General features: G+C 58.9%; 23 protein-coding genes and 1 pseudogene. 14 read left to right on the plus strand and 10 right to left on the minus strand.

Going from position 1 to position 26,869, the window contains the following annotated elements; all coding sequences use genetic code 11:
- Positions 1-68: 68 nt before the first annotated feature.
- A pseudogene (locus DCC25_RS02735) lies at positions 69-1,278 on the minus strand (IS110 family transposase).
- Between the two features lie 415 nt (positions 1,279-1,693).
- On the opposite strand from DCC25_RS02735, the gene DCC25_RS11395 reads away from it, so the two are divergent.
- Positions 1,694-1,870 (plus strand): hypothetical protein, encoded by a 177-nt coding sequence (locus tag DCC25_RS11395; protein WP_014320299.1) that lies wholly within the window; start codon positions 1,694-1,696, stop codon positions 1,868-1,870.
- On the opposite strand, the gene DCC25_RS02740 is transcribed toward DCC25_RS11395, so the two are convergent.
- On the minus strand, positions 1,851-2,258 hold the full coding sequence (locus tag DCC25_RS02740; protein ID WP_110100528.1) for a hypothetical protein: 408 nt from the start codon (positions 2,256-2,258) through the stop codon (positions 1,851-1,853). The two genes, DCC25_RS11395 and DCC25_RS02740, sit on opposite strands and share 20 nt — an antisense overlap.
- 67 nt (positions 2,259-2,325) lie before the next feature.
- Between DCC25_RS02740 and DCC25_RS02745 the strand changes: the two genes are divergently transcribed.
- Positions 2,326-3,114 carry a hypothetical protein gene (locus DCC25_RS02745; protein WP_233242895.1) on the plus strand — a complete coding sequence of 263 codons (789 nt, stop codon included), beginning with the start codon at positions 2,326-2,328 and terminating at the stop codon, positions 3,112-3,114.
- Positions 3,115-3,381: 267 nt separating this feature from the next.
- On the opposite strand, the gene DCC25_RS11495 is transcribed toward DCC25_RS02745, so the two are convergent.
- From DCC25_RS11495 to chrA, 3 genes are all read right to left on the minus strand, one after another.
- Positions 3,382-4,194: a transposase family protein gene (locus DCC25_RS11495; RefSeq protein ID WP_233242894.1), complete on the minus strand. Its 813-nt coding sequence runs from the start codon at positions 4,192-4,194 to the stop codon at positions 3,382-3,384.
- A complete protein-coding gene (locus tag DCC25_RS11500; protein WP_233242893.1) occupies positions 4,151-4,582 on the minus strand; it encodes a hypothetical protein in 432 nt (143 codons plus the stop codon). The genes DCC25_RS11495 and DCC25_RS11500 overlap by 44 nt, the downstream gene beginning before the upstream one ends.
- A gap of 508 nt (positions 4,583-5,090) precedes the next feature.
- Positions 5,091-6,299 carry a chromate efflux transporter gene (gene chrA / locus DCC25_RS02760; RefSeq protein ID WP_110100529.1) on the minus strand — a complete coding sequence of 403 codons (1,209 nt, stop codon included), beginning with the start codon at positions 6,297-6,299 and terminating at the stop codon, positions 5,091-5,093.
- A gap of 973 nt (positions 6,300-7,272) precedes the next feature.
- On the opposite strand from chrA, the gene DCC25_RS02770 reads away from it, so the two are divergent.
- Positions 7,273-8,373, plus strand: coding sequence for a M20 family metallopeptidase (locus DCC25_RS02770; RefSeq protein ID WP_233242892.1), 1,101 nt, complete (start codon positions 7,273-7,275; stop codon positions 8,371-8,373).
- 38 nt (positions 8,374-8,411) lie between these two features.
- On the opposite strand, the gene DCC25_RS02775 is transcribed toward DCC25_RS02770, so the two are convergent.
- The 3 genes from DCC25_RS02775 to rpsT all read right to left on the minus strand — a co-directional run bounded on the left by DCC25_RS02775 (position 8,412) and on the right by rpsT (position 11,885).
- Positions 8,412-9,602 (minus strand): M20 family metallopeptidase, encoded by a 1,191-nt coding sequence (locus DCC25_RS02775; RefSeq protein ID WP_110100532.1) that lies wholly within the window; start codon positions 9,600-9,602, stop codon positions 8,412-8,414.
- A gap of 40 nt (positions 9,603-9,642) precedes the next feature.
- Positions 9,643-11,280: an AbgT family transporter gene (locus DCC25_RS02780; RefSeq protein ID WP_110100533.1), complete on the minus strand. Its 1,638-nt coding sequence runs from the start codon at positions 11,278-11,280 to the stop codon at positions 9,643-9,645.
- 338 nt (positions 11,281-11,618) lie between these two features.
- On the minus strand, positions 11,619-11,885 hold the full coding sequence (gene rpsT, locus DCC25_RS02785; protein WP_110098392.1) for a 30S ribosomal protein S20: 267 nt from the start codon (positions 11,883-11,885) through the stop codon (positions 11,619-11,621).
- 272 nt (positions 11,886-12,157) lie between these two features.
- Here rpsT and lepA point away from each other — a divergent pair, with 272 nt between their 5' ends.
- Complete coding sequence (gene lepA / locus DCC25_RS02790) at positions 12,158-13,996, plus strand: translation elongation factor 4 (RefSeq protein ID WP_110098515.1); 1,839 nt, start codon at positions 12,158-12,160, stop codon at positions 13,994-13,996.
- Positions 13,997-14,020: 24 nt separating this feature from the next.
- Positions 14,021-15,283: a radical SAM family heme chaperone HemW gene (hemW, locus tag DCC25_RS02795; RefSeq protein ID WP_370443902.1), complete on the plus strand. Its 1,263-nt coding sequence runs from the start codon at positions 14,021-14,023 to the stop codon at positions 15,281-15,283.
- A 4-nt stretch (positions 15,284-15,287) separates the two neighbouring features.
- Here hemW and DCC25_RS02800 read toward each other — a convergent pair whose 3' ends face one another.
- Both DCC25_RS02800 and DCC25_RS02805 read right to left on the minus strand, forming a co-directional pair.
- Positions 15,288-15,683 carry a DUF4870 domain-containing protein gene (locus tag DCC25_RS02800; RefSeq protein WP_233487865.1) on the minus strand — a complete coding sequence of 132 codons (396 nt, stop codon included), beginning with the start codon at positions 15,681-15,683 and terminating at the stop codon, positions 15,288-15,290.
- Positions 15,684-15,837: 154 nt separating this feature from the next.
- A complete protein-coding gene (locus DCC25_RS02805; protein ID WP_110100534.1) occupies positions 15,838-16,716 on the minus strand; it encodes a DUF3097 family protein in 879 nt (292 codons plus the stop codon).
- A gap of 211 nt (positions 16,717-16,927) precedes the next feature.
- Here DCC25_RS02805 and hrcA point away from each other — a divergent pair, with 211 nt between their 5' ends.
- The 9 genes from hrcA to recO all read left to right on the plus strand — a co-directional run bounded on the left by hrcA (position 16,928) and on the right by recO (position 26,854).
- The gene (hrcA, locus tag DCC25_RS02810; RefSeq protein WP_110100535.1) at positions 16,928-17,944 is read left to right on the plus strand and encodes a heat-inducible transcriptional repressor HrcA; all 1,017 of its coding nucleotides are present in this window, start codon (positions 16,928-16,930) and stop codon (positions 17,942-17,944) included.
- Positions 17,945-17,966: 22 nt separating this feature from the next.
- The gene (gene dnaJ / locus DCC25_RS02815; RefSeq protein WP_110100536.1) at positions 17,967-19,091 is read left to right on the plus strand and encodes a molecular chaperone DnaJ; all 1,125 of its coding nucleotides are present in this window, start codon (positions 17,967-17,969) and stop codon (positions 19,089-19,091) included.
- A gap of 30 nt (positions 19,092-19,121) precedes the next feature.
- Complete coding sequence (locus tag DCC25_RS02820; protein ID WP_110100537.1) at positions 19,122-19,922, plus strand: 16S rRNA (uracil(1498)-N(3))-methyltransferase; 801 nt, start codon at positions 19,122-19,124, stop codon at positions 19,920-19,922.
- 142 nt (positions 19,923-20,064) lie between these two features.
- On the plus strand, positions 20,065-21,102 hold the full coding sequence (locus tag DCC25_RS02825) for a PhoH family protein (protein ID WP_110100600.1): 1,038 nt from the start codon (positions 20,065-20,067) through the stop codon (positions 21,100-21,102).
- 9 nt (positions 21,103-21,111) lie between these two features.
- Complete coding sequence (ybeY, locus tag DCC25_RS02830) at positions 21,112-21,603, plus strand: rRNA maturation RNase YbeY (protein WP_110100538.1); 492 nt, start codon at positions 21,112-21,114, stop codon at positions 21,601-21,603.
- Between the two features lie 15 nt (positions 21,604-21,618).
- Complete coding sequence (locus DCC25_RS02835; RefSeq protein WP_110100539.1) at positions 21,619-22,968, plus strand: hemolysin family protein; 1,350 nt, start codon at positions 21,619-21,621, stop codon at positions 22,966-22,968.
- An 18-nt stretch (positions 22,969-22,986) separates the two neighbouring features.
- Entirely contained in the window at positions 22,987-24,015 is a 1,029-nt protein-coding gene (gene era / locus DCC25_RS02840; RefSeq protein ID WP_110100540.1) for a GTPase Era, read from the plus strand.
- Positions 24,016-24,279: 264 nt separating this feature from the next.
- Positions 24,280-26,028 carry a 2-isopropylmalate synthase gene (gene leuA, locus DCC25_RS02845; protein WP_110100541.1) on the plus strand — a complete coding sequence of 583 codons (1,749 nt, stop codon included), beginning with the start codon at positions 24,280-24,282 and terminating at the stop codon, positions 26,026-26,028.
- Positions 26,006-26,854, plus strand: coding sequence for a DNA repair protein RecO (gene recO, locus DCC25_RS02850; RefSeq protein ID WP_110100542.1), 849 nt, complete (start codon positions 26,006-26,008; stop codon positions 26,852-26,854). The genes leuA and recO overlap by 23 nt, the downstream gene beginning before the upstream one ends.
- Positions 26,855-26,869 lie beyond the last annotated feature (15 nt).

The following is a 26,869-nucleotide window of genomic DNA, read 5'->3' on the forward strand; positions in this document are numbered from 1 at the left end:
GGAAATACCCCACACGAAAACGCGGGATACCGAAGTTGGAAAATGGGGGGTGTCCCCTGTGCTTTAAGTCAAGCTGCTTGGGGAACTTTGTTTGGGGTAGCATGATAGAAGTTACTATCTCGGACCAAGGCGAACATGACGTTGAGGCGGTGGCGTGTCAGACAGATCACTGCGGCGTTATGTTTCTTGCCTTCTGCGCGTTTCTTGTTGTAGTGGGCTTTCGATACCGGGTCGTGGCAGGAGGCCATCCATGCGGATCGGAATAAGGCGTTGTTGAGTTGTTTATTGCTAGAGCGGGCCGGGGACTCACCTCGGATCGAGGTCTCAGAGCGACGCGTTACGGGAGCAATGCCGGCGTAGGTGGCCAGGTGATCTGGGGTGGGGAAGGAGCTGAAGTCTGCTGCAGTGAGCAGGATCGTGGCGGTGGTCTTGATTCCGACTCCTGGCATAGGAATCAAGACCTGGGTAAGAGGGTGAGCATCGACCATCGTTTCCACCTCGGTGGCCACCAGAGCGCGTTGAGCTTTGAGTTCTTTGATCTGGGCGGCCATCCTGGGGATGATCAGTTCCACGGTAGCTGTTCCAGGCACGGTGACCGTTTGCTCGGCTAGGGCCGCGAAGATCTGGTCGATCAACGCGGAGGGGTCTTTGCGGGCATGATTTTTCGCCCAGCGTTTTACCCCCGATTTGTCAGCAGCCTGCAGGCCGTGGGGTCCGTGATACCGAATCTACAACTCCAGGACAATGGGCCGTGTGAGGACGGTGCCGGTGAAGACTCGTTCCAGTGACGGGTAAATGTGCACCAGCAAGGACCGTAGTCGGTTGATGGCTGGGGTACATTCCCGAGCCAGGTCATCATCAAACCCAGCCAGCACTTTCAACGCCGAGAACAGATCAGATTCCCGATCCACGGCTCGTAGCGTATGGGGCATGGTTCTGGCAGTATCAGCAATGATGAACGCGTCCCGGGCATCAAGTTTTGGACCGGCCGGGATACAGATCAGCGGCCTTGCGCATCGCCAAGCCCGGCAAGTATGCCACGGTGGCGTCACAGTCTCGGGCCACCGCGATCGGTAAGGCACCAATGGTGTTAGGCTGATCGACCACCACCAGCACTGAACCGTGCCTTTGGAGCTGAACGATGACGTCTTGCAATGCGGTTTCGTCTTGCGGTAATTCCCGGTCGTAGAGTTTCTCGCCGGTGGTTGTCAGGGCGCATCCGTATTGTGCGCTTTTACCAACGTCTAGCCCCAGGATCACATCGTAGGTTGTTGTCATGGCAGTCTTCCTCACTGCTGGTAGCAAGGCCGCTGTGATCATGACACCCGATGCTTGCACCCACGTGACGAAGAAACCTCAACACACTGCTTGGGCCGCATCCCTATGAGAAGTCAACGCGCGTCCTGGACCGCTGGCGGCAACACCCCCGGACCATGAAATGACAGGGCAACACAGCCATACCAGAGCCAGCGACCAGCTCCTTAGATAGACCTAAGAAATACCCTAGAAGGACCTATAAATAAATGTAACGGGGAGAGATAGACACCAGTGGTGGTCAGAACAATACAACTTTTCCTCATGATTGGCACGGCCAACGGGCGGAAGAAAGCGACCCTGCGAAATTGGACCGGAGTCACCCATCTCATCCCTCGCACGATGCTTCAGCGGACGGATAGTCGAATCCGACCAGGCAGTGTTCACCCGCCTGACCTACATCGGTTTAGCCCACCTCGGCCTGAGACAAGACGAGGTGGGCCTGATGGTCTTCGGCGAGCTCCTGGACCTGGTGGACTGCTGGCGGATCGAGACAGGACGAGCGAAACCAGCACGGGTGTGGTTCATCGACGACATCATCCCAGCCGGGATTTAGCCAGCTGCGCGATCATTTCCCACGGTAGGTGCGAGCGAACAAATGCACTGCGGGAACGTCTGGGAATCGTCAACGCTTCGTCAGCCACACGCTGGACCAGATCGGTATCGGCTCCGAGCGCCTCAGCAATCCAGACCAGCCCTTCGGGGTGTTGAAGCCGGTTATAGGTCGTTTTCGCCGACACATTCGGTTCTTTCCGCATGAACGCTACGCTGCCGGTCGTCGCTTGCGATGCGAACCACTCCGCCATGTGTTCACGCTGCGAGGACCACCAGCGCCCATTCTTTTGTGGATCGGCTTGTTCCATAGCATCAGAAATCGGCAAATGCGCATCCAGCTTTGCAAGCAGTTTCGCGAACCGGCGCACATCAATATCGGTGTCACTCACGTTGTGCTCCCTCGCATCGCGGACGATTCCCACTACCTAATTCTAGTTCGAGGAGGTGACCTTCACCGTGGCTGATAGCTCGTTTGGTCTCAAGATCGGTCTGGAAGGTGAACGCGAGTTCAAGCGGGCCATCACCGACATCAACCGTGAAATGCGGGTGCTGGGCTCGGAGATGAAACTGGTGGCTTCCCAGTTCGGGAAGAACGCCACCAGTGCGGATGCGCTCACGGCTCGTAACCAGGTGCTGGCTAAAGACATCGAGACCCAAAAGGCCAAGATCGAAACACTCAAGGCCGCGCTGGAGAACTCGGCCGAGTCGTTCGGGGAGAACGATTCGCGCACGAAGAACTGGCAGATCCAGCTCAACAACGCCGGAGCTGAGCTCAACGAGCTAGAAAAAGAACTCAAGGCCAACAACGATGCGCTCGGCGAGTTCGGTGACGAGACCGACGGGGCAGGCGATGACGCGAAAGACGCTGCCAAGGACGCCGGGCACTTGGAGGACGCAGTCGATGATCTCGGTGACGAGATGGACGACACCGGGGATAAGACCCGCGTCTTTGGGGACGTGCTCAAAGCGAATCTGGCCGCCGAGGCGATCATCGCCGGTGTCAAGGGCATCGGCAAGGCGATCGCAAGCATCGGCCGGGGTAACGCCGCCGGCTATGGGGTGAGTACGTTGCAGGAACCAAGGGCCGGCGGGCGATCACCTGGAGCCGGGGACTCAAAGACAGGTTCGACGTCAACGACAAGACCGATGAGGACATCATCGACGATACCGAGTCAGCCCCGGCCCGGTGGCTGGCCGAAGGCCGTGGATACGACCGCCTGCGCAGATCAGACCCGGAACTCTTAGCCGTAGTGCTCGAAGCTGCCGAAGCAGACAAATGGGCCACCGTGGAGAGTCTGCTACCGGGCCGCCCGCCACCAGACCCAGACGACACCGGAGAAGACTGACCTAGCGATCAAGGGACCCCGGAGTGCCTCATGTCAAGATCCCCGGGAATTGCAGGTCGTGCCTCACACATATTTTCCCCGCTAACCGGGGTCTCAGCCGGCCCGGGTGTGGTGGACCTTGATGCCCGCGGGGTCCGGTTGGGCCTGAGTTTTCTCGATCTGGCGTTCAAGCCTCGCAGTCTTGCCCGCAGCGAGCTTGATCAACCGTTGCTGGATCTGGTCGATTTTCTCGGCAGCCAGGCCGACCGGATCCAGACCTGCCCGGTACTTCTGAAGCTCTTGTTTCTGCTGGGCGTTGAGGATCCCGGAATCCAGCAATCGTTGATACGGTGTCTTGGCAGAGTCGTAGACGCGTTTGCGGCCGGCCGACATGATCGGTGGAATACCCGGTCGGTTTCTTCCTCGGAGTGAAGAAGTTCAGGCGGTCGTTGACCAACGGCCACAGGCGTTGCAGGAGCTGTAGCTCGGTCGCGGTGTCGTAGCGGTAGGAGAACCCGTACCGGCGCATGAAGTGGTTGTTCTTCGATTCGATGGTGGCCTGATCGTTCTTCGTATCCGGGCGTGCCCGGGTGAAGAAGATCTTGCGGTCAGCGGCCCAGTCGTTGAGGTTGTGGTTGATGAACTCGGACCCGTTGTCGAAGTCGAGTCCGGTCACCAGGTAGGGCACAGAGTTCACGAATTGTGTGCAGGCATCGACGACGTGGGTCGAGGCGTTGTTCTTCATCGGGTGGGTATAGACCCACCCGGTGTGCATGTCGGTGTCGTTCACGCAGCGGGCGAACTCGCCGTTGAGGGTCGGGCCGCAGTGGGCGACGGTATCGATTTCGAAGAAGCCGGGTTCGTCGTCGAGTTCGTCACCGGCCTTGGGCACGGTGATGGAGTTACGCAGTAGGCTCCCGGGCTTCGTCGCTGACTTCCCAGGCAGGGGGTCCTTGTCACGGACTGGTTTGAGGTACCGGTTGATGGTCGCCGGACTCATCGCTAACAGCTTGGCACGCACGCTGTGGTTGTAGCGGCCTTTGCCCGGGATCAGGTGGGTGGGCTTCGAGGCAGTCCAGTAGGCCTTTCATGGCTGCGGCGAGGTACTTACCGCAGATGCCGCCGGCGATCGAGCACACGTATGGCAAGATCTTGACCGCGTCGTAGGAGTATTTGCGGGCCTTCGTCTTCGGCCTGTCGATGACCGCGACTGTGGCTGTCGCGCGTCCTTTGGGTTGCCGGGTACGGTGGGTGAGTTGCTGGCGGGCGTGGTCGGGGTTCCACCCGGTGAGTTCGGTGACGGTATCGAGGATCGCGGCTTTAGGTTTCTTCGGCGCTTGCGTGTAGGCGGTGGCGTAGTTCTTCGTGATCTCGATTCGGCTGCTCATAGATACGTCCTTGTCGACCATGACCCCATCGTCGTCGTGCCTGGTGGCCCGGGAGAAGGATTTCGCGGGGATTTTTCTGTGAGGCACGACCCCTTACTACCTGGGGGCTTTCTATGAGTCTCGTCGGGCTTTTGCCTTACCGATCACCACACCGGACCAAAAGAAGTGAAACACTTCATCAGGTCTGACCAGAATTGCTGGGCATAGCGTTTCTGTGTTCCTGACTCGGTGCCCTCTGCACGCCATTGGTTGATTCGATCCCGCCAGAAAACAGCCATTTTCTGCAGACGTGTACGGATACCATTTCGGTCAATAACGTCAGACACTAGACCACCTGTTGACGAGAGCAATCAAGCAGTCGTCACAGACTGCCGTATGTAGTGCACTTTGAATCGATTGGTCCGGAGGCCATGCACCACGTCACCATTCGCAACACCCCGAGGTCCAAAAACTGGCACTAGTTTGCTTCCCCGTCTCACAGCCCATACCGCGATAACGGGGGTCGCAATTAGACCCAGGTCAGCCCCACATCGGTCACCGAAGCTACCACACCAACCAATCCACCGATGAGCACCACCGACCATGCTGGGACTTTGGCGAACAGTAGTAAGGCGAAACACCCCACGGCGATGATCAGTGTGGCATATCCGGTAATCCCTTCGGTGATGATGGGAGTGATCAGCGCGGCTGTCATGATGCCGACAACGGCAGCATTGGCCCCGAGAACGGCAGAACGGGCCACCTGGTTCTGCTGAATCTTGGACCAAAATGGCAGGGTAGCCAACAGAAGCAGAATACCTGGAAGGAAGACGGAGACCAGTGCCAGGGCTGCACTCAGCCATGCGCTCCCACCGGATCCCATCTCGAACCCGAGGAATGCTGCGAACGTGAACAACGGTCCAGGTACCGCCTGGGCCGCACCGTAACCGGCCAAGAATTGATCTTGACTGACTGCTTCTGTGACCGCAGGCTCGGCTTGGAGTAGGGGTAAGACGACATGGCCGCCACCGAAGACCAGGGCACCGGCACGGTAGAACGCGTCCGTCAAGCTCACCCAGGGGTCGTCCCAGAGGGCAGTGATGATTGGTAAGCCGAACAGCAAGACCGCAAAGAGTACAACGCTGATGATGCCCACGTATTTGGAGATTTCCACGCTGAGTGGGGCAGGCTGTGTCTGAACCAGGTGACGGCACCAGATGACGCCGGCAATGATTCCGGCCACGATGGCGCCGATTTGACCGATATTCGAGGGGAGGATTAAGACGAGGGCGACGGCAACGATCCCGATGAGAATGCGCCGCAGGTCAGGTGTTAAGGATTTTGCCATGCCCCACACAGCGTGTGCGACCACAGCAACGGCCACCGCCTTCAGGCCGATGACGAGACCTTCTGCGATCGCACCGTCCAAATTCACGGCGCCGATGGCGAATAACACGAGCAATAGTGCCGAGGGCAGGGTAAACGCCGTCCAAGCTGCTACCGCTCCCAGGTAGCCACCTCGGATGAATCCCAAAGCGAAACCTACCTGGCTTGAGGCAGGGCCGGGTAAGAACTGACAGAGCCCGACCAGCTGTCCGTAGTGCTCTTCACTGATCCACCGCCGGCGAGACACTAGCTCATTTCGGAAATATCCAAGGTGAGCAATAGGTCCGCCAAAAGAGGTGAGTCCTAGTCTGAGGAAGACATGAAAGACTTCCCACGGCTTAGTCTTCGTCATGCTGGTCTTCACCCCGTGAAATACCTGCCCCTGTTGTCGTGGACCGCATCCGAGTCATGTGGTTGGCCCTCGTTCATTTTAGATGAGAACTTCGACAAACCGGTGCGGGAAATCCATGTGGCCTCCCGAGTCGTCACGGTTCCCCAGGGCGGTGTCGCCGGGCAGGGCAACGGTGCACACTATTTACTTTATTTCCCGAATTTCATCAGAACACACCAGCAGACTATGCGAATGGTTGATGGTCGAGTATCGAGAGAGAGTCTCTGGAAGACATCGATTTTGACGTGCGAGAATTTGCAGGGCTGCTAGCTCGGTTACCTGAGCCCCTCCCGATATCAGATTCTTTTGAGCAAACCAATCGCCAGAGGACAGGCCGTTGGCGGACCTTTCAACGAGAGCATATGACTGAGTGGTTCGCTTCCCAAACAACGACCGGTTTTGGCGCCTACGTTAGGCGAAGACCGGATCTATCAGCAAAGAAGACTCATAACCGTCTCCAGAGCGCTGAGAAACTCGTATGGATTGCGGAAGCACTTGGAGCTGATGCTGACCTTGTCCAACAAGTTGCCGACGACGTGTTGATCAGGCCTTGTCGCGGTCGGTGCGGACACGTGAGGGAGCACCTGCCTTGGGAGCTGATCGCGGAAATGGCGGAAGACTCCTTTTCGGAATGAGGTGATCGAATCAAGAGTGCCGGGTGTTTCCATGGCCTGTGGTCTCTGATGGATAGCAGTCCACGCGGTTTCGCGGTTGCCCGGTTGATTCCACTGCACCAGAACTTCTCGGGAAAGTCGTTGTTTCCACCTGAAGCCGGGTTTATGTTGCTGTTCGGCGAGCTACTGCGGAAGCGCCCGAAGGTTTTTGGAGCGGAGAGAAAGCAGGGGGCGTTCGTGAGAGAATCTTCGGTATTGTTTTGCCTATGTCAATTATTTCACCTTCCCTCGTTGAATCCGCGTCATCGCGGCTCGCGGACATGCTCCGTGATATTCAGAAGTTGGTAGAGGTCGAGTCTTTTTCCTCGGACCTGGAAGCTGTGGCTCGTGGTGCTGAAGCTGTTTCTGAGGTTATTTCTCAACGGTTGGGTGCCACCGTGGAAACCCTCCAGGTCGATGGTGTTACGCACCTGCGTCTACGTTTCGGAGCAGGCAACCCGAAAGTCGTCATCCTGACTCACCAAGATACGGTGTGGCCCCTGGGGACCCTGGAACGCATTCCCTTTAGCAATGATGGTTCCAAGCTTCGAGGCCCTGGCTCTCTTGACATGCAAACCGGCGTGGTCATGGCCGTTCATGCCACAGCCATGTTGCAGGAATTGGGAGTGGATCTCGATGGTCTCTGCATTCTGGTGACAGGAGATGAAGAAGTGGGTTCGACAACATCGCAGGAGCTCATTCTCTCAGAGAGCCAGAATGCGACGGCAGTTTTCGTTACCGAAGGCGCTTTTGAGACGTCGCTGAAGATTGCTCGTAAAGGCACATCGGATTATGTCGTTGCCGTTAAAGGGCGAGCCGCTCACGCGGGTCTTGAACCTGAGCAGGGCATCAATGCGGGTCTTGCTTTGGCTCTGCTGGTGCCGAAGATTGCCGGCATGAGTGATCCTGACCAGGGGACTACAGTCACACCAACCATTATCAAGGCCGGAACCACGCCCAACACCGTCCCCGCTTCTGCTCAAGTCACCGTTGATGTCCGGACCCCGACCCGAGAAGAGCAAGACCGTGTCGATGCCGAAATGCGCCAGCTCGTGTCTCCGCTTCCTGGGGCAACGGTGACAGTTCTAGGTGGCGTCAATCGTCCGCCAATGGAGCGTAGCACCGGCGCCGATCTTCTAACCCAAGCGCAGACGATTGCGGAGACGTTGGGCATAGAGCCATTCGAGGGAGTCGGTGTGGGAGGAGCCTCTGATGGCAACTTTACCGCCGCCCAAGGGATTCCCACTTTGGATGGAATGGGGGCGTGCGGTGCAGGAGCACACGCTGATCACGAGCACGCTCTGGTGGAGTATATTGCGCCACGAACAGCGCTCTTGGCTGCCATGGTTGCTACCCAGCTTGAGAAACGTGACACGGAATAGGCTGACAAAATTTATGAGGTGTCGCTCAAAAGCTGTCTCTAGCCCAGGCCTTGAATAATACCCGCGAGAAGCGCAGTTTGCGGAGCGATGGAGGAGATCAAGATATGCTCGTGAAATGCGTGAGGTCCTTCGCCGTCGGCTCCAAGACCATCTATCACCGCCAAGCCACGTGCGGCGACAAAATTGGCGTCAGAAGCACCACCGGCGGCCTTCGGTGAAAGTTCTCTGCCCAGCCTCTTGCCTACTTCTAGTGCACGGTAGAGCGCCCTTTCAGAAGCGGGATTGAGCGTCATCGGTGGTCTATCGCCTGCGCCCATCTCAATCTCGAGGGAGAGCCGATCATCACTGGCAAAAGGTTCAGGTAATTTTAGCGCTGGTAACTGGCGATTAATTCGTTGTTGTTCCTCGAGCGTGGTCACTCGAATATCCACGAGAGCTTCGGCGAATCCTGCAACGACGTTGCGTCCTGTGCCACCATTGATAACTCCCACGTTGACGGTGGTACCCTGCTCGGGATCGGCGAGACTGGTGATATCGCTGATTATTGTCGCGAGCGCGTGGATAGCGTTGGCACCTTTTTCTGGTTCCAACCCCGCATGCGACTGGCGCCCATATACCCTAACATCCGCAAACATCACGCCTTTGCGTTCATGTTTGGGATGCCCCTGGGCGCTGGGCTCGGTGACTAAAGTGAGTCTCGATCTCGATGCCACGTCCTCGATCAAGTGCCGCGATGAGAGCGATCCGATCTCTTCGTCCCCCGTGAGTAATAACGTGACGGGCGGGAACGCCTGCCCGAGTGCTTTCATTGCTCTGATCGCCCAGGCGAGTTGTATGATCCCGAACTTCATATCCAAGACTCCGGGACCAGAAAGTTTGTCTCCGTCGGCCTTGAGTGGCCAGTCATCGATCGTGCCCTGTGGCCACACCGTATCGTAATGGCACAGCACCAGTACTGCTTGCTGGATGCTATCAGTGTGGTCTTCGGCGGTACGACCGTGCCAGTGTAGCTTCAAGACATCGCCGTAGTCGGTGTGCGAATTCCTGAATTCAGCGTCAGGTTCTCCAGTACGGGAAATCACAGTATGGCGAATCACTTCGAGACCACTATCCAGCAGGGCTTTGTCGTTACTGGGCGTTTCCGCTGTGACAACCCTTCTGAGGTCGTCGATAAATTCCTGTTGGTGTGAGTTGATGTAGTTCTCAACGGCATCCGTCGTGGCGGGCATCGCGGGAGAAGCCTTCCTGTGGGCTGGCGGTAATCAAACGTTAGCGGACGGGAACGCCGGGGCCTAGGGGAATTCCGATGGCGTACCAGACCATAAAGAAAAGGAACCAGCCGACTAGCAACGCGATAGAGATCGGCAAGGTCATGGAGATCAGTGTGCCGATTCCGGCACGCGGATAGTACCGTTGCAGATACCCTAAGACGAGGGCGAAATACGGGCTCATCGGCGAAATGATATTGGTGGGCGAGTCACCGATGCGGAACAACATCTGAGTAACTTCCGGAGAAATCCCGATCAGCATCAGCATAGGTACCAAAACGGGTGCCATGAGTGTCCATTGAGCAGATCCGGAGGTGATAAAGAAGTTTAGCGCCGCGACCAATAACACCACTCCGCCAAAGAGGACGATTGTCGGCAAGTTGGCCTGCGACAGGAACTCTGCACCGTTAATGGCCATTACCTCGCCCATGTTTGACCATCTGAAGTAAGCGATGAATTGTGCTGCCGCAAAGAAGATAACAATGATGGGTGCCAGTTCTTTAATCGCTTTGGCCATCATGTCCGGGACATCGTGTAGTTTGCGTATAGTTCCGTTCACCAGGCCATAGGTGACACCGGCGACGAAGAATGCCAGTGCGATTGGTAACGCGATGTCGGTAAGTAACGGAGAGTCCAGCGCATCTCCACTTTCAGCCTGCATCGGAGAACCTGGTATGAACAGTAGAGCGAAATAGATAGCCAGGAAGAGCACGATAGCAAGTGCTGTCCATCCCAGAGAACGGACTTCTTTCTTCGTATACGTCAGTAGCGATTCGTCGTCATCGATCGCAGTATCTGCATCTGTATCCCGACCCGTTTGGAGTACTGCGGTCGCCGCGCCTCCTGCTCGATCTTCTTCGTCACGGAAGCGCCGAGTCATTTTCACCAGCAAGAGTTCAGCAACAAGGGTGACCAGGGTGGCGAGGACTACGGCAGACGCCATAGAGAAAAAGTAATTGGCAACTGGGGACACGACGTATTCATCGTCAATAATATGAGCTGCACTCGTGCTAATACCGGCCAGGACGGGATCCACTGCAGTAATTAGTAGTGACGAGTTGTATCCCGCCGAGGCTGAACCGAAGGCAACGATTGCGCCGAGCACTGCGGAGCGACCGGCGGCCTTGAACGCGGCGGCTGCTAAAGGAATCAAAATGACGTAGATTGCGTCGGAGGCCACAGAACCGGTGACGCCAGTCAGAGCGATAGTAAATGTGAGCCATTTGGTCGAGACACGAGAAACAATGACCCGAATTGCACTGCTAATCAGTCCCGAGCTTTCGGCGACAGCCACGCCAAGCATGACCGTGATGATGATGCCAAGTGGCGGGAACTCGACAAAGTTAGCTATCGCATCTTCAATCATCCGCTGAAAACCCGCGGGGTTGAGCAACGATTGGACAGCTACGTGCTCGTCGTCGGCCGGATTCACAGCACTGAGGCCAACGCTTTCAAGAACGGCCGAAAGGACAAGGACAAGAACGGCTAACGCTATAAACAGCCAGAACGGGTGCGGCAGATAGTTGCCGATCTTCTCAAGCCATTGGAGTGACCGTACCAAGCGTCCGTCTCTCGGCGTGGTAGCTACACTATCGGCGGAAGCTACTTTTGGCTCCGGATCGTGTTGTTGAGTTGTCATAGCGGTCCTCTGTTCAAGAGCGAGTGACGAGATGATTTGCGGGCCGGCGATTCAACGTTGGATGTGTCGCGTAGGCCTGTCTAGATAGCTTGACTAATGTGAACTAAATCATAACGAAAGCAACCGGATTTTTTCAAAGCGATCTCGTTGAGGTGCTGAGATGTGAGGGACGAGAAGTCATATATTTCTGTGGGGGATTCATGAGTCAGATCGGATTTTATCGACAGGGTCTCGCGCTCTTTCGTCTTACCAGCTCAGACGGTAACTAGCGTTAAACAAAACCGGGGACCACGCGATCGCGAGGTCCCCGGCCAGATGTGCAGACTTAAACGTCTAGATTAGGCGTCCATCTTCTGAACCTTGGCGGCAGCACCGGACTTGCGGTTTGCGGCCTGGTTCTTGTGAATGACACCCTTGCTCACGGCTTTGTCCAGCTTACGGCTGGCTACGGCCAGAGCCTTCGAGGCGGCTTCCTTATCACCGGACTCAACGGCTGCATCGAGGTTGCGCAGGTGAGTCTTCAGCTCGGACTTGTACGCATTGTTGCGACGACGAGCCTTTTCGTTGGTGAGAATACGCTTCTTTTGCGACTTAATATTGGCCACGGAAATGGTCCTAACTTCTGTCGAGGATTGGTCGGTTGAGGGAGTTTCCTATCCCGAGCGACTGAGCGGTGTGGGGGCACCTAGGAAAGCTCGACACAGGGTGCCCGTCGACCTACGCGGACACACAGCTGACCATCATACCACGCAACAGCGTGCGGATTCTTCGTGGTGTGCGGTGGCACTGAGCACATACACTGGCTGGCACCCTGGTGCAATCATGAGACAATAGACCATTAGACCTTATTCATTGTCATCGATGAAGGATGTTGCCCTTGTCGCCACAGGCTATTGATCCGCCCCGTCCTGGGTCGACCAACCCGGTGCAGATTCGAAACTTCTGCATTGTCGCCCACATCGACCACGGTAAATCTACCCTGGCCGACCGGATGTTGCAGAAAACCGGCGTGGTGACTCCCCGGGAGATGAAAGACCAGTTTTTGGACCGGATGGACATTGAACGCGAACGCGGGATTACCATCAAATCCCAAGCCGTGCGCATGCCCTGGGCCTATGAAGGCACCAACTACGTGCTGAACATGATCGACACCCCCGGGCACGTCGACTTCAGCTACGAAGTCTCCCGCTCTCTAGCCTCCTGTGAGGGGGCGATTCTGCTGGTTGATGCTTCCCAAGGGATTGAAGCTCAAACGCTAGCCAACCTGTATTTGGCGATGGAACACGAGCTGTCCATTATCCCGGTGCTTAATAAAATTGACCTTCCGGCAGCTGATCCCGACCGCTACGCGGTAGAGATCGCCAACCTGATCGGTGTGGAACCCGACGACGTACTCCGCGTCTCGGGTAAAACCGGTGAAGGCGTGGAAGAACTGCTCGATGAAGTGGTCCGGTCCACCCCCGCACCTGAGGGCAATCACGATGCGGCCACCCGGGCGATGATTTTCGACTCGGTCTATGACAGCTACCGTGGTGTGATTACCTACGTGAGAATGGTCGACGGCGAACTCCAACCCCGCCAGAAGATCAAGATGATGGCCACCGGTAGTACCTACGAACTCCAGGAACTGGGTGTGTATTCACCCGATGCCATCCAAGCCGAGGGCTTGTCGGTCGGTGAAGTCGGGTACCTGATTACCGGCGTCAAAGATGTGCGCGAATCCAAAGTCGGTGACACCATTACCTCGGCCCACGATCCGGCCGAGGACCTGATTAGTGGCTATGAGGAGCCTCAGCCGATGGTGTTCTCCGGTCTGTACCCCATTGATGGCTCGGATTACCCGGACCTGCGTGATGCCCTGGATAAGCTCAAGCTCAACGATGCTGCGCTGAACTATGAGCCCGAAACCTCGGTGGCGCTCGGTTTCGGATTCCGTGTCGGATTCTTGGGATTGCTCCACCTGGAGATTGTGCGCGAACGTCTGGAACGCGAATACAACCTGGATTTGATTTCTACCGCGCCCAACGTGGTCTACCAGGTCACTACCGAAGACGGCACCGAAGTTGATGTTACCAACCCGTCAGAGTTTCCCGAAGGCAAGATCCAGTCGGTGCGTGAACCCATGGCGCAAGCCACCGTGATTGTGCCCAGCGAATTTATCGGTGCGGTCATGGAACTCTGCCAGGGTAAGCGCGGACAGCTTCAAGGTATGGACTACTTGTCCGAAGAGCGTGTCGAGATCCGGTACTGGATCCCGTTGGCCGAAATTGTCTTCGACTTCTTTGACCAGCTGAAATCCCGGACCAGGGGCTACGCCTCGTTGAACTGGCAACGCGATGGCGACCAAGAAGCGGACCTGGTCAAGGTGGATGTGCTCCTTCAAGGCGACACGGTCGATGCGTTCTCAGCGATCACCCACCGTGACCACGCCTACGCCTACGGGGTCAAGATGACCGGAAAGCTCAAAGAGCTCATCCCGCGTCAGCAGTACGAGGTGCCCATTCAGGCAGCCATTGGTTCCCGGATTATTGCCCGCGAGAATATTCGGGCTATCCGCAAAGATGTGCTGTCCAAGTGCTACGGTGGCGATATTTCGCGTAAGCGGAAGCTGTTGGAGAAGCAGAAGGAAGGCAAGAAGCGGATGAAGATGGTCGGCCACGTGGAAGTGCCACAGGAAGCTTTCATTGCTGCTCTGTCCACCGACGGTGGCGACTAAGCCTCCAGGAGGCCTGACGATCTCGTGCCACACATCGACCTGCAGGGCTACGGGGTTCCTGACTCCCCGCTGTTTCCCGCTGACGTCGGTCAGCGCATCTCCGAGTCGCTGACAGCGGGAACACCCAGGACCTTCTCGTTGTACGTGCACATCCCGTTTTGCACCGTCCGGTGTGGGTACTGCGACTTCAACACCTACACGGCCACCGACTTTGGGCCCGGAGCCTCCCACGACACCTACGCCACAACGGTCTTACAGGAACTGGAAATGGCCCGGGAGCGGATGGATGCTTCGGGCATTCCGAACCGGCCGATTCATACCGTCTACTTTGGAGGCGGGACCCCGACACTATTGCCTGCCACAGACCTGGTCCGGATTGTTGAGCGAGCCCGGGCGCTCTTCGGTATCAAACCGCAGGCGGAAATCACCACCGAGGCCAATCCGGATACCGTTACCGAGGACTCGATCGCCGAACTGGCCGAGGGAGGATTCACCCGGCTGTCGCTGGGCATGCAGTCGGCGGTCGGCCACGTACTGAAAGTCCTCGACCGGTCACACACCCCGGCCAATATTCCCCCGGCGGTGGTCTGGGCAAAACAGGCCGGGCTGGAGGTCTCCCTCGACCTGATCTTTGGCACACCGGGGGAGAGCCTGGCAGATTGGCAACAGAGCCTTGAGGTCGCCATTGAGCAGGCCCCGGAACATCTGTCTGCCTACGGGCTCATCGTTGAACAAGGCACCAAATTGGCGGCCCAAATTCGGCGTGGCACCTACCCCGATACCGACGGGGACGACCAGGCCGATAAATACGTGATGGCCGAGGAGCTACTGGGCCAGGCGGGGTACCGCTGGTATGAAATCTCCAACTGGGCTCATGATCCGGAAGGCACCGGAGTGCATCGGGCAGAACACAATCTGGCCTACTGGCGTAATCAGGACTGGTGGGGCGCGGGCCCCGGAGCTCACTCGCATTTAGCCGGCATCCGGTGGTGGAATGCCAAGCATCCGCTGGCTTATGCGCAACGGTTGAGCTCGGGGGTGCCTGCCGCGGTTGGGATGGAACAACCCGATGAGGCAGAACGCCACCTGGAAAATATTATGCTCGGGATCCGCCTTTCCGAAGGACTCGCCATCTCAGAGCTGAGTCCAACAGAACAAGAACAGATTCCCGAGCTACTGCGACAGGGATTATTAGAACCAGGCGCTGTGAAGAGAGGTCGCTTAGTGCCGACCCTACACGGACGGTTACTGGGGGATGCCATCACCCGCCAGCTGGCCGATATCTAGCTGACTAGCTGATCAGGCGCAGGTTGACCGGGTAGCGGTAGGGGCGACCCTTATTGACCTCGATACCGGCCACCACACCGGAAACGGTCATAAACAGCCAAATCAACACGGTCAGTACAGCGAAGATCGCGCCGATCACCGGCAACAAGGACAAAACGTTCAGCACGATAGCCACCACCGACAATGGCAAAGTGAAGTTCAGGGCTTCCTTCGATTCTTGGGCGGTGAAGGGGCCACGCTCGCGGAAGACCAAGTAGATCACCAGTGAGGGGATGAACATCAAAATGGCACCAAAATGTGCGACAGCGGCCCACTGACGGTCCTCGGAGGGAGTCAGCGGTTTCGGCTCTGACGTCTCATTCTGCTGGGGGCCAGAAGTATTTCCCGAGTACTGGGACACGAGTTCCACCTTTTCTCTCCGAGCTGTCACAGCTACTGTCTCAGCTTTATGCCATCACGTCCGGTCCCTTCGTCAGGTGAATCCGGGCGAATTCAACCATCAGTATAGGAGGACAACCTGAATTTCGTGTAAAGAACACGATCAGGTCCGAGAGCTAGGCGGGCTCCACGGTGACAAAGTCAATCATTTGTTCGACCTTGGCCAGCAATGCCGGTTCCAAGTCCGCGTAGTTGCTCACCCGGGCCAGAATCTGTTTCCAACCCAGCCCTATATCCTCTGCATCCTTGTGCGGTAGCCCCAACCATTCGAGAATCCCGGCCTTCCAGGATTGGCCCTTCGGGATGACCGGCCACTGCTGCCGGCCAATCACCTGTGGCTTGACCGCCTGCCAAATATCGACATACGGATGACCCACAATCAGCACATTGCCCTGAGCCCCGGGAAGCGTCATGGTCTGCTCGGCAATCGCCGACTCTTTGGACCCGGGCACAAGGTGATCCAGCAACACCGCCAAACGGCGTCGCGGAGCCGGACCAAAATCTTCGACCGCACCGGCCAGCTCGTCAATACCGTGTTGCGGTTCGACCACAATCCCTTCAACCCGCAGATCATCGCCCCAGATCTTCTCCACCAGCTCGGCATCGTGGACACCTTCCACCCAAATCCGGGAGGCGCGGGCGACCTTCGCCCGCGTTACCGGAGCCTGACGAGACCCTGAGGCAGTGCGAGCATGACGGTGTCCCGGCTCGGCCGGTTTCTTCGTCTTGGTCGGCATCACCAGCTCAACCGGTTGTCCGTCGATCAGAAATCCCGGGCCCAACGGGAAAGACTTGGTCGCACCGCGACGATCTTCTAAGACCACCACGATCATCCCACCAACCCGTTCTAGCCGGATCATCGCTCCGGTGAAACCAGTGGTAGCATCCTCGACCACCAGATTCTTAGCAGCGGGAACCTTGGGAACAACGGCCTGCCGGGCCCGCCGAGCCTGATCTGTTGCCAGAGTCTCTGGTCCCCACTGATCCCACTCCATCAGCACTCCCTTTCGCTGGCACGTCGTCGGTGACGTGGTCCACTCGGTTCCCGGTGAGACTACCACCGGACGTTTGTCTGCCAGCGAAGCACCGCCGGTGAGACTGCACATCACCACAGCGGGCTACTAGAATTAGCACTAGGCGTCCGACAGTGCTAATTTGTGGAAGATACGCACGACCATCAACAGGGTGAGCAGAAGGGACGGTGAGATGAGCGAGCTACCGCGCCGGATGAAAGTCTTGCAGGCCATCGTGGAAGACTATGTCGCCTCCCGGGAACCAGTCGGTTCCAAAGCCCTGGTGGATCGTCACGACCTCGGCGTCTCCTCGGCCACGGTGCGTAACGATATGGCCGATTTGGAAGATGAAGGGCTTATTGTTGCCCCGCACACCTCGGCCGGGCGGATCCCGACCGATAAAGGGTACCGGTACTTTGTTGACCGCATCTCCGAGATTCGACCGCTCTCGGCAGCAGAAAAACGTGCCGTGCAGGCCGTCTTGGACATCACCACCGAAGACCTCGATGAGGTCATGACCCGCAGCGTGCAGGTACTGGCCCAGCTCACCCACCAAGTGGCCGTCGCACAGTTTCCCAAGACCGATACCGCGGTGATTCGTCACCTCGAGCTCGTCTGGTTAGCCGAACACCGCCTACTGGTTGCGGTGATTTTCTCGACCGGGAAAATCGAACAGCGCATGTTCACCGTCGCCGATCAGGAAGATGACCTCGACGTCCAGGTGGTGCGCGACATCTTCGTCCGCCAGCTCAACGGGCTCACTGCCCAGGAAGCGCTCTCGGTGATTCCGGGCATTCTGGCCGGTGTGCCCGGAAGAGAACAGCGCCTGGCCGAAGATTTATCCCACCAGCTCCAGCTGTTGTTGGCCTCCACTCAGCGCGACCGGATCTATTTGGCCGGTACCGCCAACTTGGCTCGGTCTCAAACCGACTTCGGATCCTCGATCGGACCGGTGTTGGAAGCACTGGAAGAACAGGTCGTGTTGCTGAAGCTACTGGCCGAAATGCAACAAGACGTGCGGGGGTTGTCCGTCTCGATCGGTACCGAAAACCAGGGGTCATTGTCGGGGACCTCCGTCGTCGCAGCCGGCTATGGCCCCAACAGCAGTTCCATGTTGGGTGTGGTGGGTCCAACCCGGATGGACTACCCCGGTACCATGTCTGCGGTACGGGCCATCGCCCGCTACTTGTCGAAAATCTTAGCTCAGTAAATTGGAAGGAAGTTACTCCACCGTGGCAGATCACTACGAGGTTCTGGGGGTATCGAAAGATGCCTCGGCAGAAGAAATTAAGCGCGCCTACCGGAAGAAGGCACGCACCCTGCACCCAGATGTGAACCCCTCACCTGACGCTGCCGAAGAATTCAAGCAGGTCACCGCCGCCTACGAAGTGCTTTCGGACGAGACCAAACGTCGTAACTACGATATGACCGGTAACGCTAACGGCACCGGAGCGACCGGTGGCTTTGGAGGAGGCTTCGGTGGCTTCTCCGATATCTTTGACACCTTCTTCGGCGGTGGCGGTGGTGCTCGTTCTGGCCCGGCCTCACGTACCCGTCGCGGTCAAGATGCGCTGATTAACGTCAAGATCGAGCTCGAAGATGCTGTCTTCGGCGTAGAGAAAACCATCGACCTACAGACCGCGGTACGCTGTAGCGTTTGCGATGGCTCCTGTGCCGAACCCGGCACCGGCACTCAGACCTGCGAAACCTGCCACGGCCAAGGCCAAATCCGTCGCCCGGTTCAATCCATTCTGGGTACGGTGATGACCGCCGAGACCTGCCCGAGCTGTCGGGGCTTTGGCGACACCATTCCCAACCCGTGCCACGAATGCGGTGGCCAGGGCCGTGTTCGCGAACGGGTGTCGCTGACCATCAAGATTCCCTCCGGTGTCGATACCGGCACCCGCATTCAGCTGGCCGGTCGTGGTGAAGCCGGTCCCGCCGGTGGCCCCCAGGGCGATCTCTATGTGGAAATCAAAGTCGGAGACCACCCGGTGTTCTCCCGTGACGGCGCTGACCTGACCGCCACCATGACCTTGCCGATGACGGCTGCGGCCCTGGGCACCGATCTGACCTTGGATACCTTCGACGGGGAACAAACGATCCGCGTCAAACCCGGCACCCAATCCGGCTCGGTCGAAACTCTCAAGGGCCTGGGCGTGGGTCTGTTGCGTGGCAACGGGCGCGGGGACTTAAAGGTGACGCTGAAAGTCGAGACCCCCACCAAGCTTGATGATAAGCAACGCGAGCTGTTGGAAGCACTAGCCACCGCCCGCAGTGAACACATCGTCCACGGCCAGACCGAATCCAAAGGCCTGTTCTCCCGGCGGAAGAAAAAGAACCGTGACCGCGACTAAGCATCTGGCGGCGGTGAGTGCGGGCAGGCCATGACGCACCAGCTGTTCTATGTTGCCCCCGGGGCTTTGGAGGGGCTGACAGGCCGCGGCGACCAGGTGGAACTGGATGCTGCAACCACCCGGCACGCGGTGAAATCCCTGCGACTGGCGCCAGGAGACCGGGTGCTGGTGGCCGATGGGACCGGCACCGGGGGAGTGGGAGAACTGGTGGACACCTCCGGGCCCTGTGCCGTGGTCGGTCTCGAGGAACTCACCCACCAACCGGCACCTGCACCTCGGTTGGTTTTAGTCCAAGCCCTGGCCAAAGCAGACCGCGACCTGCTGGCGGTGGCCACCGCGGTCGAACTCGGCGTGGACGCGGTGATTCCCTGGCAGGCCGAACGCTCGATCGTGCGGCTGAAAGCAGACAAGACAGCCAAAACCGTGACCAAATGGCAGTCCCAGCTACTCACCGCGGCCCAACAGTCCCGCCGATACCGCATCCCTGAGCTCAGGGATCCGGTCAGTGGCACCGCCGTGGCCGAGCTAGCCCAGCATCGGAACCGGCTGGTGCTCGTCACCCACCAAGACGCCACCGAGCACCTGGGTGAAATGCTCACCGACGCGATGCAGCAAGCACACCATGACGGTCCAGCCATCTCCGAGATCGCTATCGTGGTCGGCCCCGAAGGTGGTATCTCACAGGCAGAAATCACCGCACTGCAGGATGCCGGGGCTCGCATCGTCGTGCTGGGGACCCATATTCTGCGGGCCTCCACCGCCGGCCCGGCCGCCGTGGCGGTGATCAATGAACGACTCGGCCGGTGGTATCCGCCCCAGGCCACCGGGTGAGGGATCACCGTCGCGTCGGTGAAGCGAGTAGACTTGACCACAACGTCTGAGCACACGACCTTGACCCCCTGACGGAGAGTGCACCGAACTCTTGGCTGAGATCACCAACCACAACACCATTAGTTTCTCCTCTGCCGAGCAGATGATTGCCAGCTTGGGACCCCAAGACCTTGCCCTGCGTGTCTTGGACGGTATCTACCCGGAGCTGACCATCGCACTACGTGACCAAACCGTAGTGCTCTCTGGCGCCGACGACGCGGTGACGCAAGCCCACCGCGTACTCGAAGAACTGCGTTCCATCGCCGCCGGTGGCACCACCGTCGGCGCCCAGCTGATTGAAGCCACCATCTCCGGTGTCCGGCACCAGGCCCGGATGGCTGATGTCGCCCAAGCACAGACCCATGCCGGGGGAGTGGCCGGCCTCGGCGCCGGCGCGACCGCCTCCGGTACCCGAATCGGTGTGGGAACCGAAGCGATTATTTCCTCCCGGGGGAAGCAGATCCGTCCCAAGACGCTGAACCAACAGGGCTATGTGCAAGCCATCGACGAGCACACCGTGACCTTCGGGCTCGGCCCAGCTGGCACCGGTAAAACCTATTTGGCCATGGCCAAAGCGGTCCAAGCCCTGCAGGCCCGGGAAGTTAACCGCATTATTCTCACTCGCCCGGCGGTCGAGGCTGGCGAGTCCTTGGGCTATTTGCCCGGATCCCTGTCCGAGAAAATCGACCCCTACCTGCGCCCGCTCTACGACGCGTTGCACGATATGGTCGATCCCGAAAACATTCCGCACCTGATGGCTGCCGGAACCATTGAAGTCGCCCCGCTGGCCTATATGCGCGGTCGCACCCTGAACGATGCCTTCATCATTCTCGACGAGGCCCAAAATACCTCCTCGGAACAGATGAAAATGTTCTTGACTCGTCTGGGATTCAATTCTCATATGGTCATCACCGGCGACTCCTCTCAAATCGATCTGCCCCGGGGCACCGACTCCGGGCTGGCCCAAGCCGTGGAATACCTGGAGGGGATCGACGATATTGCCATCGTGCGCCTATCCAGCAAGGATGTGGTTCGCCACCGTCTGGTTTCTCAGATCGTCGACGCCTATGAAACTCACCAACCCGCCGGCGCCTCGCGTCCTGCCCGCGGTGCACGCAACGCCCGGAAATCCGGAAGGTAATGGTCTGCCATGTCCGTTGCTGACGCCCTGCCACACGTCGATGTGGTCAACGAGTCCCAGACCCCCGTGGACACCGACCGTCTCTACCATCTCATCCAGCACCTATTCACCGCATTGCACCTGGCAGAGACCACCGAGCTCTCGGTGGTCTGCGTGGACCCGGGTCCGATGGAACAACTCCACCTGGACTGGATGGAGCTGCCCGGGCCCACCGACGTGATGAGCTTCCCGATGGACGGCATGACCCCCGGCACCGCCGAGGAACCCACCGATGGGGTGTTAGGAGATGTGGTACTCTGCCCAGTCGTCGCCGCCGACCAAGCCTGCGCCGGCGGACACGAGACTGCCGATGAAATGGCACTGCTGCTCACCCACGGCGTGCTCCACCTACTCGGCTACGACCACCAAGACCCCGCAGCACGCGAGGAAATGTTCACACTCCAAAACCGGTTGCTGACCGCATTCCTGGGTTACCCGGCACCGGCACCGACCGTGGACTAAAGGATAACACACCAGATGCTGACTATAACGATCCTGATCCTGCTGGTACTGGCCTGCTTTGGGCTGGTCTGGGTGCTCTCCCTGGCTGAAATCGCCCTGGGCTACATCTCCTACCGGCAAGCCGAAGACATCGTCGCTACCCGACCAAAGAACCCAGCGCTGATAGTGGTCTCCCACCTGCAAGAGCACCTGTTCGCGTTGCAATTCTGGCGGGCTTTCTTCCAAACCGGAGTCGCACTGTGTGTCACCATGCTCATCGACTTCTTCACCGACAACCTGTGGCTGACCATGCTGTGTGCCAGCCTGGCGATGCTGATGGTCGCAGGCCTGCACCTGCTGTTTACCCCGCGTGATCTAGCCTCCCGCCACGAATCTCTCGTGGTGCGCCTTACCGCCCGGCTGGTACGTACCCTGCGCCAAATCCTCGGCCCCATCCCGGGTCGGGTGGTGGCGTCCACCGACGATGACGACACCGAGGACGAAGAACTCGACGAAATTCACGACCGTCACTTCCGCGAGTTCATCTCCCGGGCCGAAGATGCCGATATTATCGACCCGTCAGAGGCCGACATGATTCAATCGGTGGTCGAGCTCGACGACACGCTGGTGCGCTCGGTGATGGTTCCCCGCATCGACGTGATCTGGATCGAGACCGGCACCACCCTGGAGGATGCCCTGAGCCTGTTCATCCGCTCCGGTTACTCCCGCATCCCGCTCACCGGAGAATCTCCCGACGACATTCTCGGCATCGTCTACCTCAAAGACGTGGTCCGGGCCATCCACCGCACCAAGATGGACACCTCTGCCAGGGTTGACCACATTGCCCGCAGTATCTCCTTCGTCCCTGAATCCAAGACCGTGTGGTCGCTGCTACAAGAAATGCAACGCGACTCCACCCACGTGGCGCTGGTCATCGACGAATACGGCGGTACCGCCGGCGTGGTCACACTCGAAGACCTCATTGAAGAAGTCGTTGGGGATATCTCCGATGAATACGATGTGGACGACCGCGACGATGTCACCCCGGTCGCCCCGGGGGAATTTTTGGTCACCGGGTCCATGTCCGTCTCCGATTTCACCGAAACTTTTGATCTGTCGATGGATGACAACGACGATGTGGATACGGTGCGCGGTCTGTTTGCCAAACATCTCGGCCGCATCCCCATCGAATCCTCCACGGTGGAGATCGAAAACCTTCGACTCGAGGTCGAAAGCCTCGAACCCCGACGCAACCGCGTCGACCAGATCCGGGTCTGGGTGACCGAACGAGACCGGCGTGGTACCGACCAGGATCCTTCCGAGACCGAGACCGATGTCGAGACCGGCGCCGAGACCGAATCCGCCACCAGTTCCGAGGCCAGCTAGACACACCCCAGGACACCGATGAACGATCACCACGCACCCCAGCATCCCGCCGACAACACTCCCGGCTACCGGGCCGGGTTCATCAGCCTGGTGGGTCGGCCCAATGCCGGAAAATCCACCCTCACCAACGCGCTGGTCGGCACCAAAGTGGCCATCACCTCCTCCAAGCCCCAAACCACCCGGCGGGTGCTCCGTGGCATCATCTCCACCGAGGACTACCAGCTGATCCTGGTCGATACCCCCGGCCTCCACCGGCCCCGCACGCTCCTGGGAGAAAAGCTCAACGACCTGGTGGCCGAAACCCTGGCCGGGGTGGACGCGGTCGGATTGTGTTTGCCCGCCGATGAAGCCATCGGCCCCGGCGACCGGTTCATCGTCACCCAACTGTCCTACCTGAAGGACACCCCCGTGATCGCGCTGGTCACCAAAGCCGATAAAGTCACCAAACAACACCTCGGGGAGAAGCTACTTCACGTCCAGGCGCTGGGCGATGAGATGCTAGCCGAGCACGGGGGATTCGCCGAGCTCGTGCCAGTCTCGGCTTTGACGGCCTTCCAGGTCGACACCGTTGCCACGGTGCTGGCCAACTACGTGCCCGAATCCCCGAAACTGTACCCGGACGATGAACTCACCGATGAAGCCGACACGGTCATGGTCGCTGAACTCATCCGAGAAGCCGCCCTGGAAGACTTCCGCGACGAACTCCCACACTCCCTGGCCGTGGTGGTCGAGGAGATGAGCCTGCGCGAGCGCGACGAGGAGACCACCGCGCAACACGACGCCGGAGACGGGCAGCGCGCGTCTCGACGCCACACCAAAGCACCCATCACCGATGTATACGCCGCCATCTACGTGGAGCGTGACTCTCAGAAAGCGATCGTCATCGGCACGAAAGCAGCCCAGCTGCGCACAATCGGGGCGAGGGCCCGGGCCGAGATTGAAAAACTCTTGGGCACCAAGGTGTACCTGGACCTGCGGGTCAAAGTCGCCAAAGAATGGCAACGCGACCCCAAACAAATGCGCCGGGTCGGCTTTGAGGACCTCTGAGACGACGACCTGCGGCACCACCCCGGATACTGACCCGGCGTGGCAGCCATCACTGAGAACACACACCACGTGTTAGAGTTGCGGTATGCGTTCCTCACCGGTTCTCTCGGCTCTCACCCTGCTACTATCGTGCCGTAGCGGGGCCAAGGTGATGGACTAAACGCAACAACTTCACTTGAGGCCGGACCCCGTTACGGAGTATTGACTCACGGCCTGCCACAGCATTGAACTCACACAAAGCTTTCACAAAGGCAGGAACATCTCATGGAGAATCGTCAACAACCCTCGGGTATGAACATCGGCAAATACGTTCCCTTCCAGGACCACATCACTGTGGAGTTGCCGGACCGAACCTGGCCGGATCAGGTCATCACCAAAGCGCCCCGCTGGTGTGCGGTGGATCTGCGCGATGGGAACCAGGCCCTGATCGACCCGATGGGTCCGGCCCGTAAACTGGCCATGTTCGAGCTGTTGGTCGAGATGGGGTATAAGGAAATCGAGGTGGGCTTCCCCTCGGCCTCTGAAACCGACTTCCGTTTCGTTCGCCAGCTGATTGAAGAAGACCGCATCCCCGACGACGTCAGCATCCAGGTGCTCACCCAGTCCCGGGAACACCTGATTGAACGCACCTATGAAGCCGTGGAAGGTGCGCCCCGGGCCATCATCCACCTGTACAACTCCACCTCCATCGTCCAGCGCCGGGTCGTGTTCCGTGAAGACCGGGCCGGGATTATCGATATCGCCACCCAGGGTGCGCGGTTGTGTCGCAAATACGAAGACCAGCTGAAAAACACCGAGATTGTCTACGAATACTCCCCGGAATCCTTCACCGGCACTGAGCTGGAGTTCGCCGCCGAAATCTCCGAGGCCGTGATGGAGGTCTTGGAGGCCTCCCCAGACCGGCAGATGATTCTCAACCTGCCGGCCACCGTGGAGATGGCTACCCCCAACGTCTACGCCGACTCCATCGAGTGGATGCACCGCAATCTGGCCCATCGCGACTCCATCATCCTCTCCCTGCACCCGCATAATGACCGCGGCACCGCGGTGGCCGCCTCCGAACTGGGCTATATGGCCGGGGCCGACCGGATTGAAGGGTGCTTATTCGGTAATGGCGAACGCACCGGTAACGTCGATCTGGTGACGTTGGGCATGAACCTCTACACCCAGGGCATCGACCCCGAGATCGACTTCTCCAATATGCCCAAGATCCGCCGAGTGGCCGAATACGCCAACCAGATGCCGGTCCACGCCCGCTCGCCCTGGGCCGGGGACCTGGTCTTTACCGCCTTCTCCGGCTCCCACCAGGATGCAATCAAGAAGGGCATCGATGCCATGGACGCCACCGCCGCCGAAAAGGGCGTGGACGTCAACGATCTGGTCTGGGAAGTGCCCTATTTGCCGGTGGATCCCCAAGACTTGGGTCGTAGCTACGAGGCCGTGATCCGTGTCAACTCCCAGTCCGGCAAGGGCGGGGTGGCCTACCTGTTGCGCTCCGAGCACCACCTGGACTTGCCACGGCGGGCCCAGATCGAATTCTCCCGGGTGATCCAAGACCTCTCCGACGCTCAGGGCGGGGAGATCTCCGGCGACCAAATCTGGGAGGTCTTCACCAAGGAATACCTGCCCAGCCCAGAAGAAGCCGACCGCTGGGGCCGCTACCAGTTCGTCTCCTCTTCTTCGACGACCACCGAGTCCGGCGAGTTCTCGATGACCGTGGAGATGATGGTCGATGGCACCGTCCACAGCCGTTCCACCGAGGGCAACGGCCCCATCTCGGCGATGGTGAAGCTCTTCCACGACGCCGGGGTGGATGTGCGCGTGCTGGACTACACCGAACACGCGCTGTCCGAAGGTGGCGAGGCCATGGCGGCCGCCTACGTCGAATGCGCGATTGGCGACCGCGTGCTGTGGGGCGTGGGCTTGGACCACAACACCTCCACCGCATCACTGAAAGCCGTCACCTCCGCGGTGAACCGCTTCATTCGGGATGAGGAAGCCACCGCTGAGTAAGACTCGTGGTGGATCCGGTGGTAGCCGATCGCGTCGTGCCGGGGCCAGCTATGTTGCTCAGAGCTACCGGTGCGATGCGATCGTGCTACGCACCTATAAACTCGCCGAGGCCGACCGGATTATTGTCGCACTGAGCAACACGCACGGCCAGATTCGGGCCGTGGCCCGCGGAGTGCGGCGCACCACCTCGAAGTTCGGGTCCAGCCTGGAACCATTTATGCACACCGGCCTGCAAGTAGTGCCCGGAAAATCCTTAGACATCATCGCCCAAACTCAAACCATCCACCCCTACGGGGCCATCATTGCCGCCGACTACGACTCCTACGGGGCTGCCTCCGCGATGGTCGAAACTGCCGAACGACTCACCCGAGCAGAGGACACGCCCACGACCGCCGAGCACTATCGACTGCTCTATGGGGCAATGGCCGCACTGGCCAAACACCAGCACCCGCCGCGGTTGATTATGGACTCCTACCTGCTCCGGGCCCTGGCGCTGGCCGGATGGGGTGCCCACTTCGGTGACTGTGTCTCGTGTGGGGCGCCGGGACCTCACGTGCAAGTCTCCATCCTGCTGGGTGGGACCGTGTGCTTCGACTGCCGGCCCCAGGGCGCGCTGGCACCCAGCCGGCAGGCCATCAGCCTGTTGGCCGCGCTGGCCACCGGTGACTGGGATGCTGCCGGGCAGGCGTTGGCCGATGCCACAGCCCACGAGCTGGACCCCAGTCGTGTCATCGAGGAGGCCTCCGCGATCGTGGCACAATATTTAAGATTCCATGTTGAACAAAACCTGCACTCGCTGCAGGTCATGAACCAGCGCGAGCTCTGACCCATCGGAAGGCCC

Origin of the sequence: Auritidibacter sp. NML120636 (assembly GCF_003185945.1) — a bacterium.
Classification (GTDB): Bacteria; Actinomycetota; Actinomycetes; order Actinomycetales; family Micrococcaceae; genus Auritidibacter; species Auritidibacter ignavus.

What these genes read in the sequence shown, in the direction of transcription:
- DCC25_RS11495 (WP_233242894.1), bottom strand. Translation starts at nt 4,194, where the DNA reads ATGAGTCCGGCGACCATCAACCGGTACCTCAAACCAGTCCGTGACAAG.
- DCC25_RS11500 (WP_233242893.1), bottom strand. Translation starts at nt 4,582, where the DNA reads ATGAGCAGCCGAATCGAGATCACGAAGAACTACGCCACCGCCTACACG.
- chrA (WP_110100529.1), bottom strand. Translation starts at nt 6,299, where the DNA reads ATGACGAAGACTAAGCCGTGGGAAGTCTTTCATGTCTTCCTCAGACTA.
- DCC25_RS02770 (WP_233242892.1), top strand. Translation starts at nt 7,273, where the DNA reads ATGCTCCGTGATATTCAGAAGTTGGTAGAGGTCGAGTCTTTTTCCTCG.
- DCC25_RS02775 (WP_110100532.1), bottom strand. Translation starts at nt 9,602, where the DNA reads ATGCCCGCCACGACGGATGCCGTTGAGAACTACATCAACTCACACCAA.
- DCC25_RS02780 (WP_110100533.1), bottom strand. Translation starts at nt 11,280, where the DNA reads ATGACAACTCAACAACACGATCCGGAGCCAAAAGTAGCTTCCGCCGAT.
- DCC25_RS02805 (WP_110100534.1), bottom strand. Translation starts at nt 16,716, where the DNA reads ATGGAGTGGGATCAGTGGGGACCAGAGACTCTGGCAACAGATCAGGCT.
- hrcA (WP_110100535.1), top strand. Translation starts at nt 16,928, where the DNA reads ATGAGCGAGCTACCGCGCCGGATGAAAGTCTTGCAGGCCATCGTGGAA.
- DCC25_RS02820 (WP_110100537.1), top strand. Translation starts at nt 19,122, where the DNA reads ATGACGCACCAGCTGTTCTATGTTGCCCCCGGGGCTTTGGAGGGGCTG.
- DCC25_RS02825 (WP_110100600.1), top strand. Translation starts at nt 20,065, where the DNA reads ATGATTGCCAGCTTGGGACCCCAAGACCTTGCCCTGCGTGTCTTGGAC.
- ybeY (WP_110100538.1), top strand. Translation starts at nt 21,112, where the DNA reads ATGTCCGTTGCTGACGCCCTGCCACACGTCGATGTGGTCAACGAGTCC.
- DCC25_RS02835 (WP_110100539.1), top strand. Translation starts at nt 21,619, where the DNA reads ATGCTGACTATAACGATCCTGATCCTGCTGGTACTGGCCTGCTTTGGG.
- era (WP_110100540.1), top strand. Translation starts at nt 22,987, where the DNA reads ATGAACGATCACCACGCACCCCAGCATCCCGCCGACAACACTCCCGGC.
- leuA (WP_110100541.1), top strand. Translation starts at nt 24,280, where the DNA reads ATGGAGAATCGTCAACAACCCTCGGGTATGAACATCGGCAAATACGTT.
- recO (WP_110100542.1), top strand. Translation starts at nt 26,006, where the DNA reads ATGAGGAAGCCACCGCTGAGTAAGACTCGTGGTGGATCCGGTGGTAGC.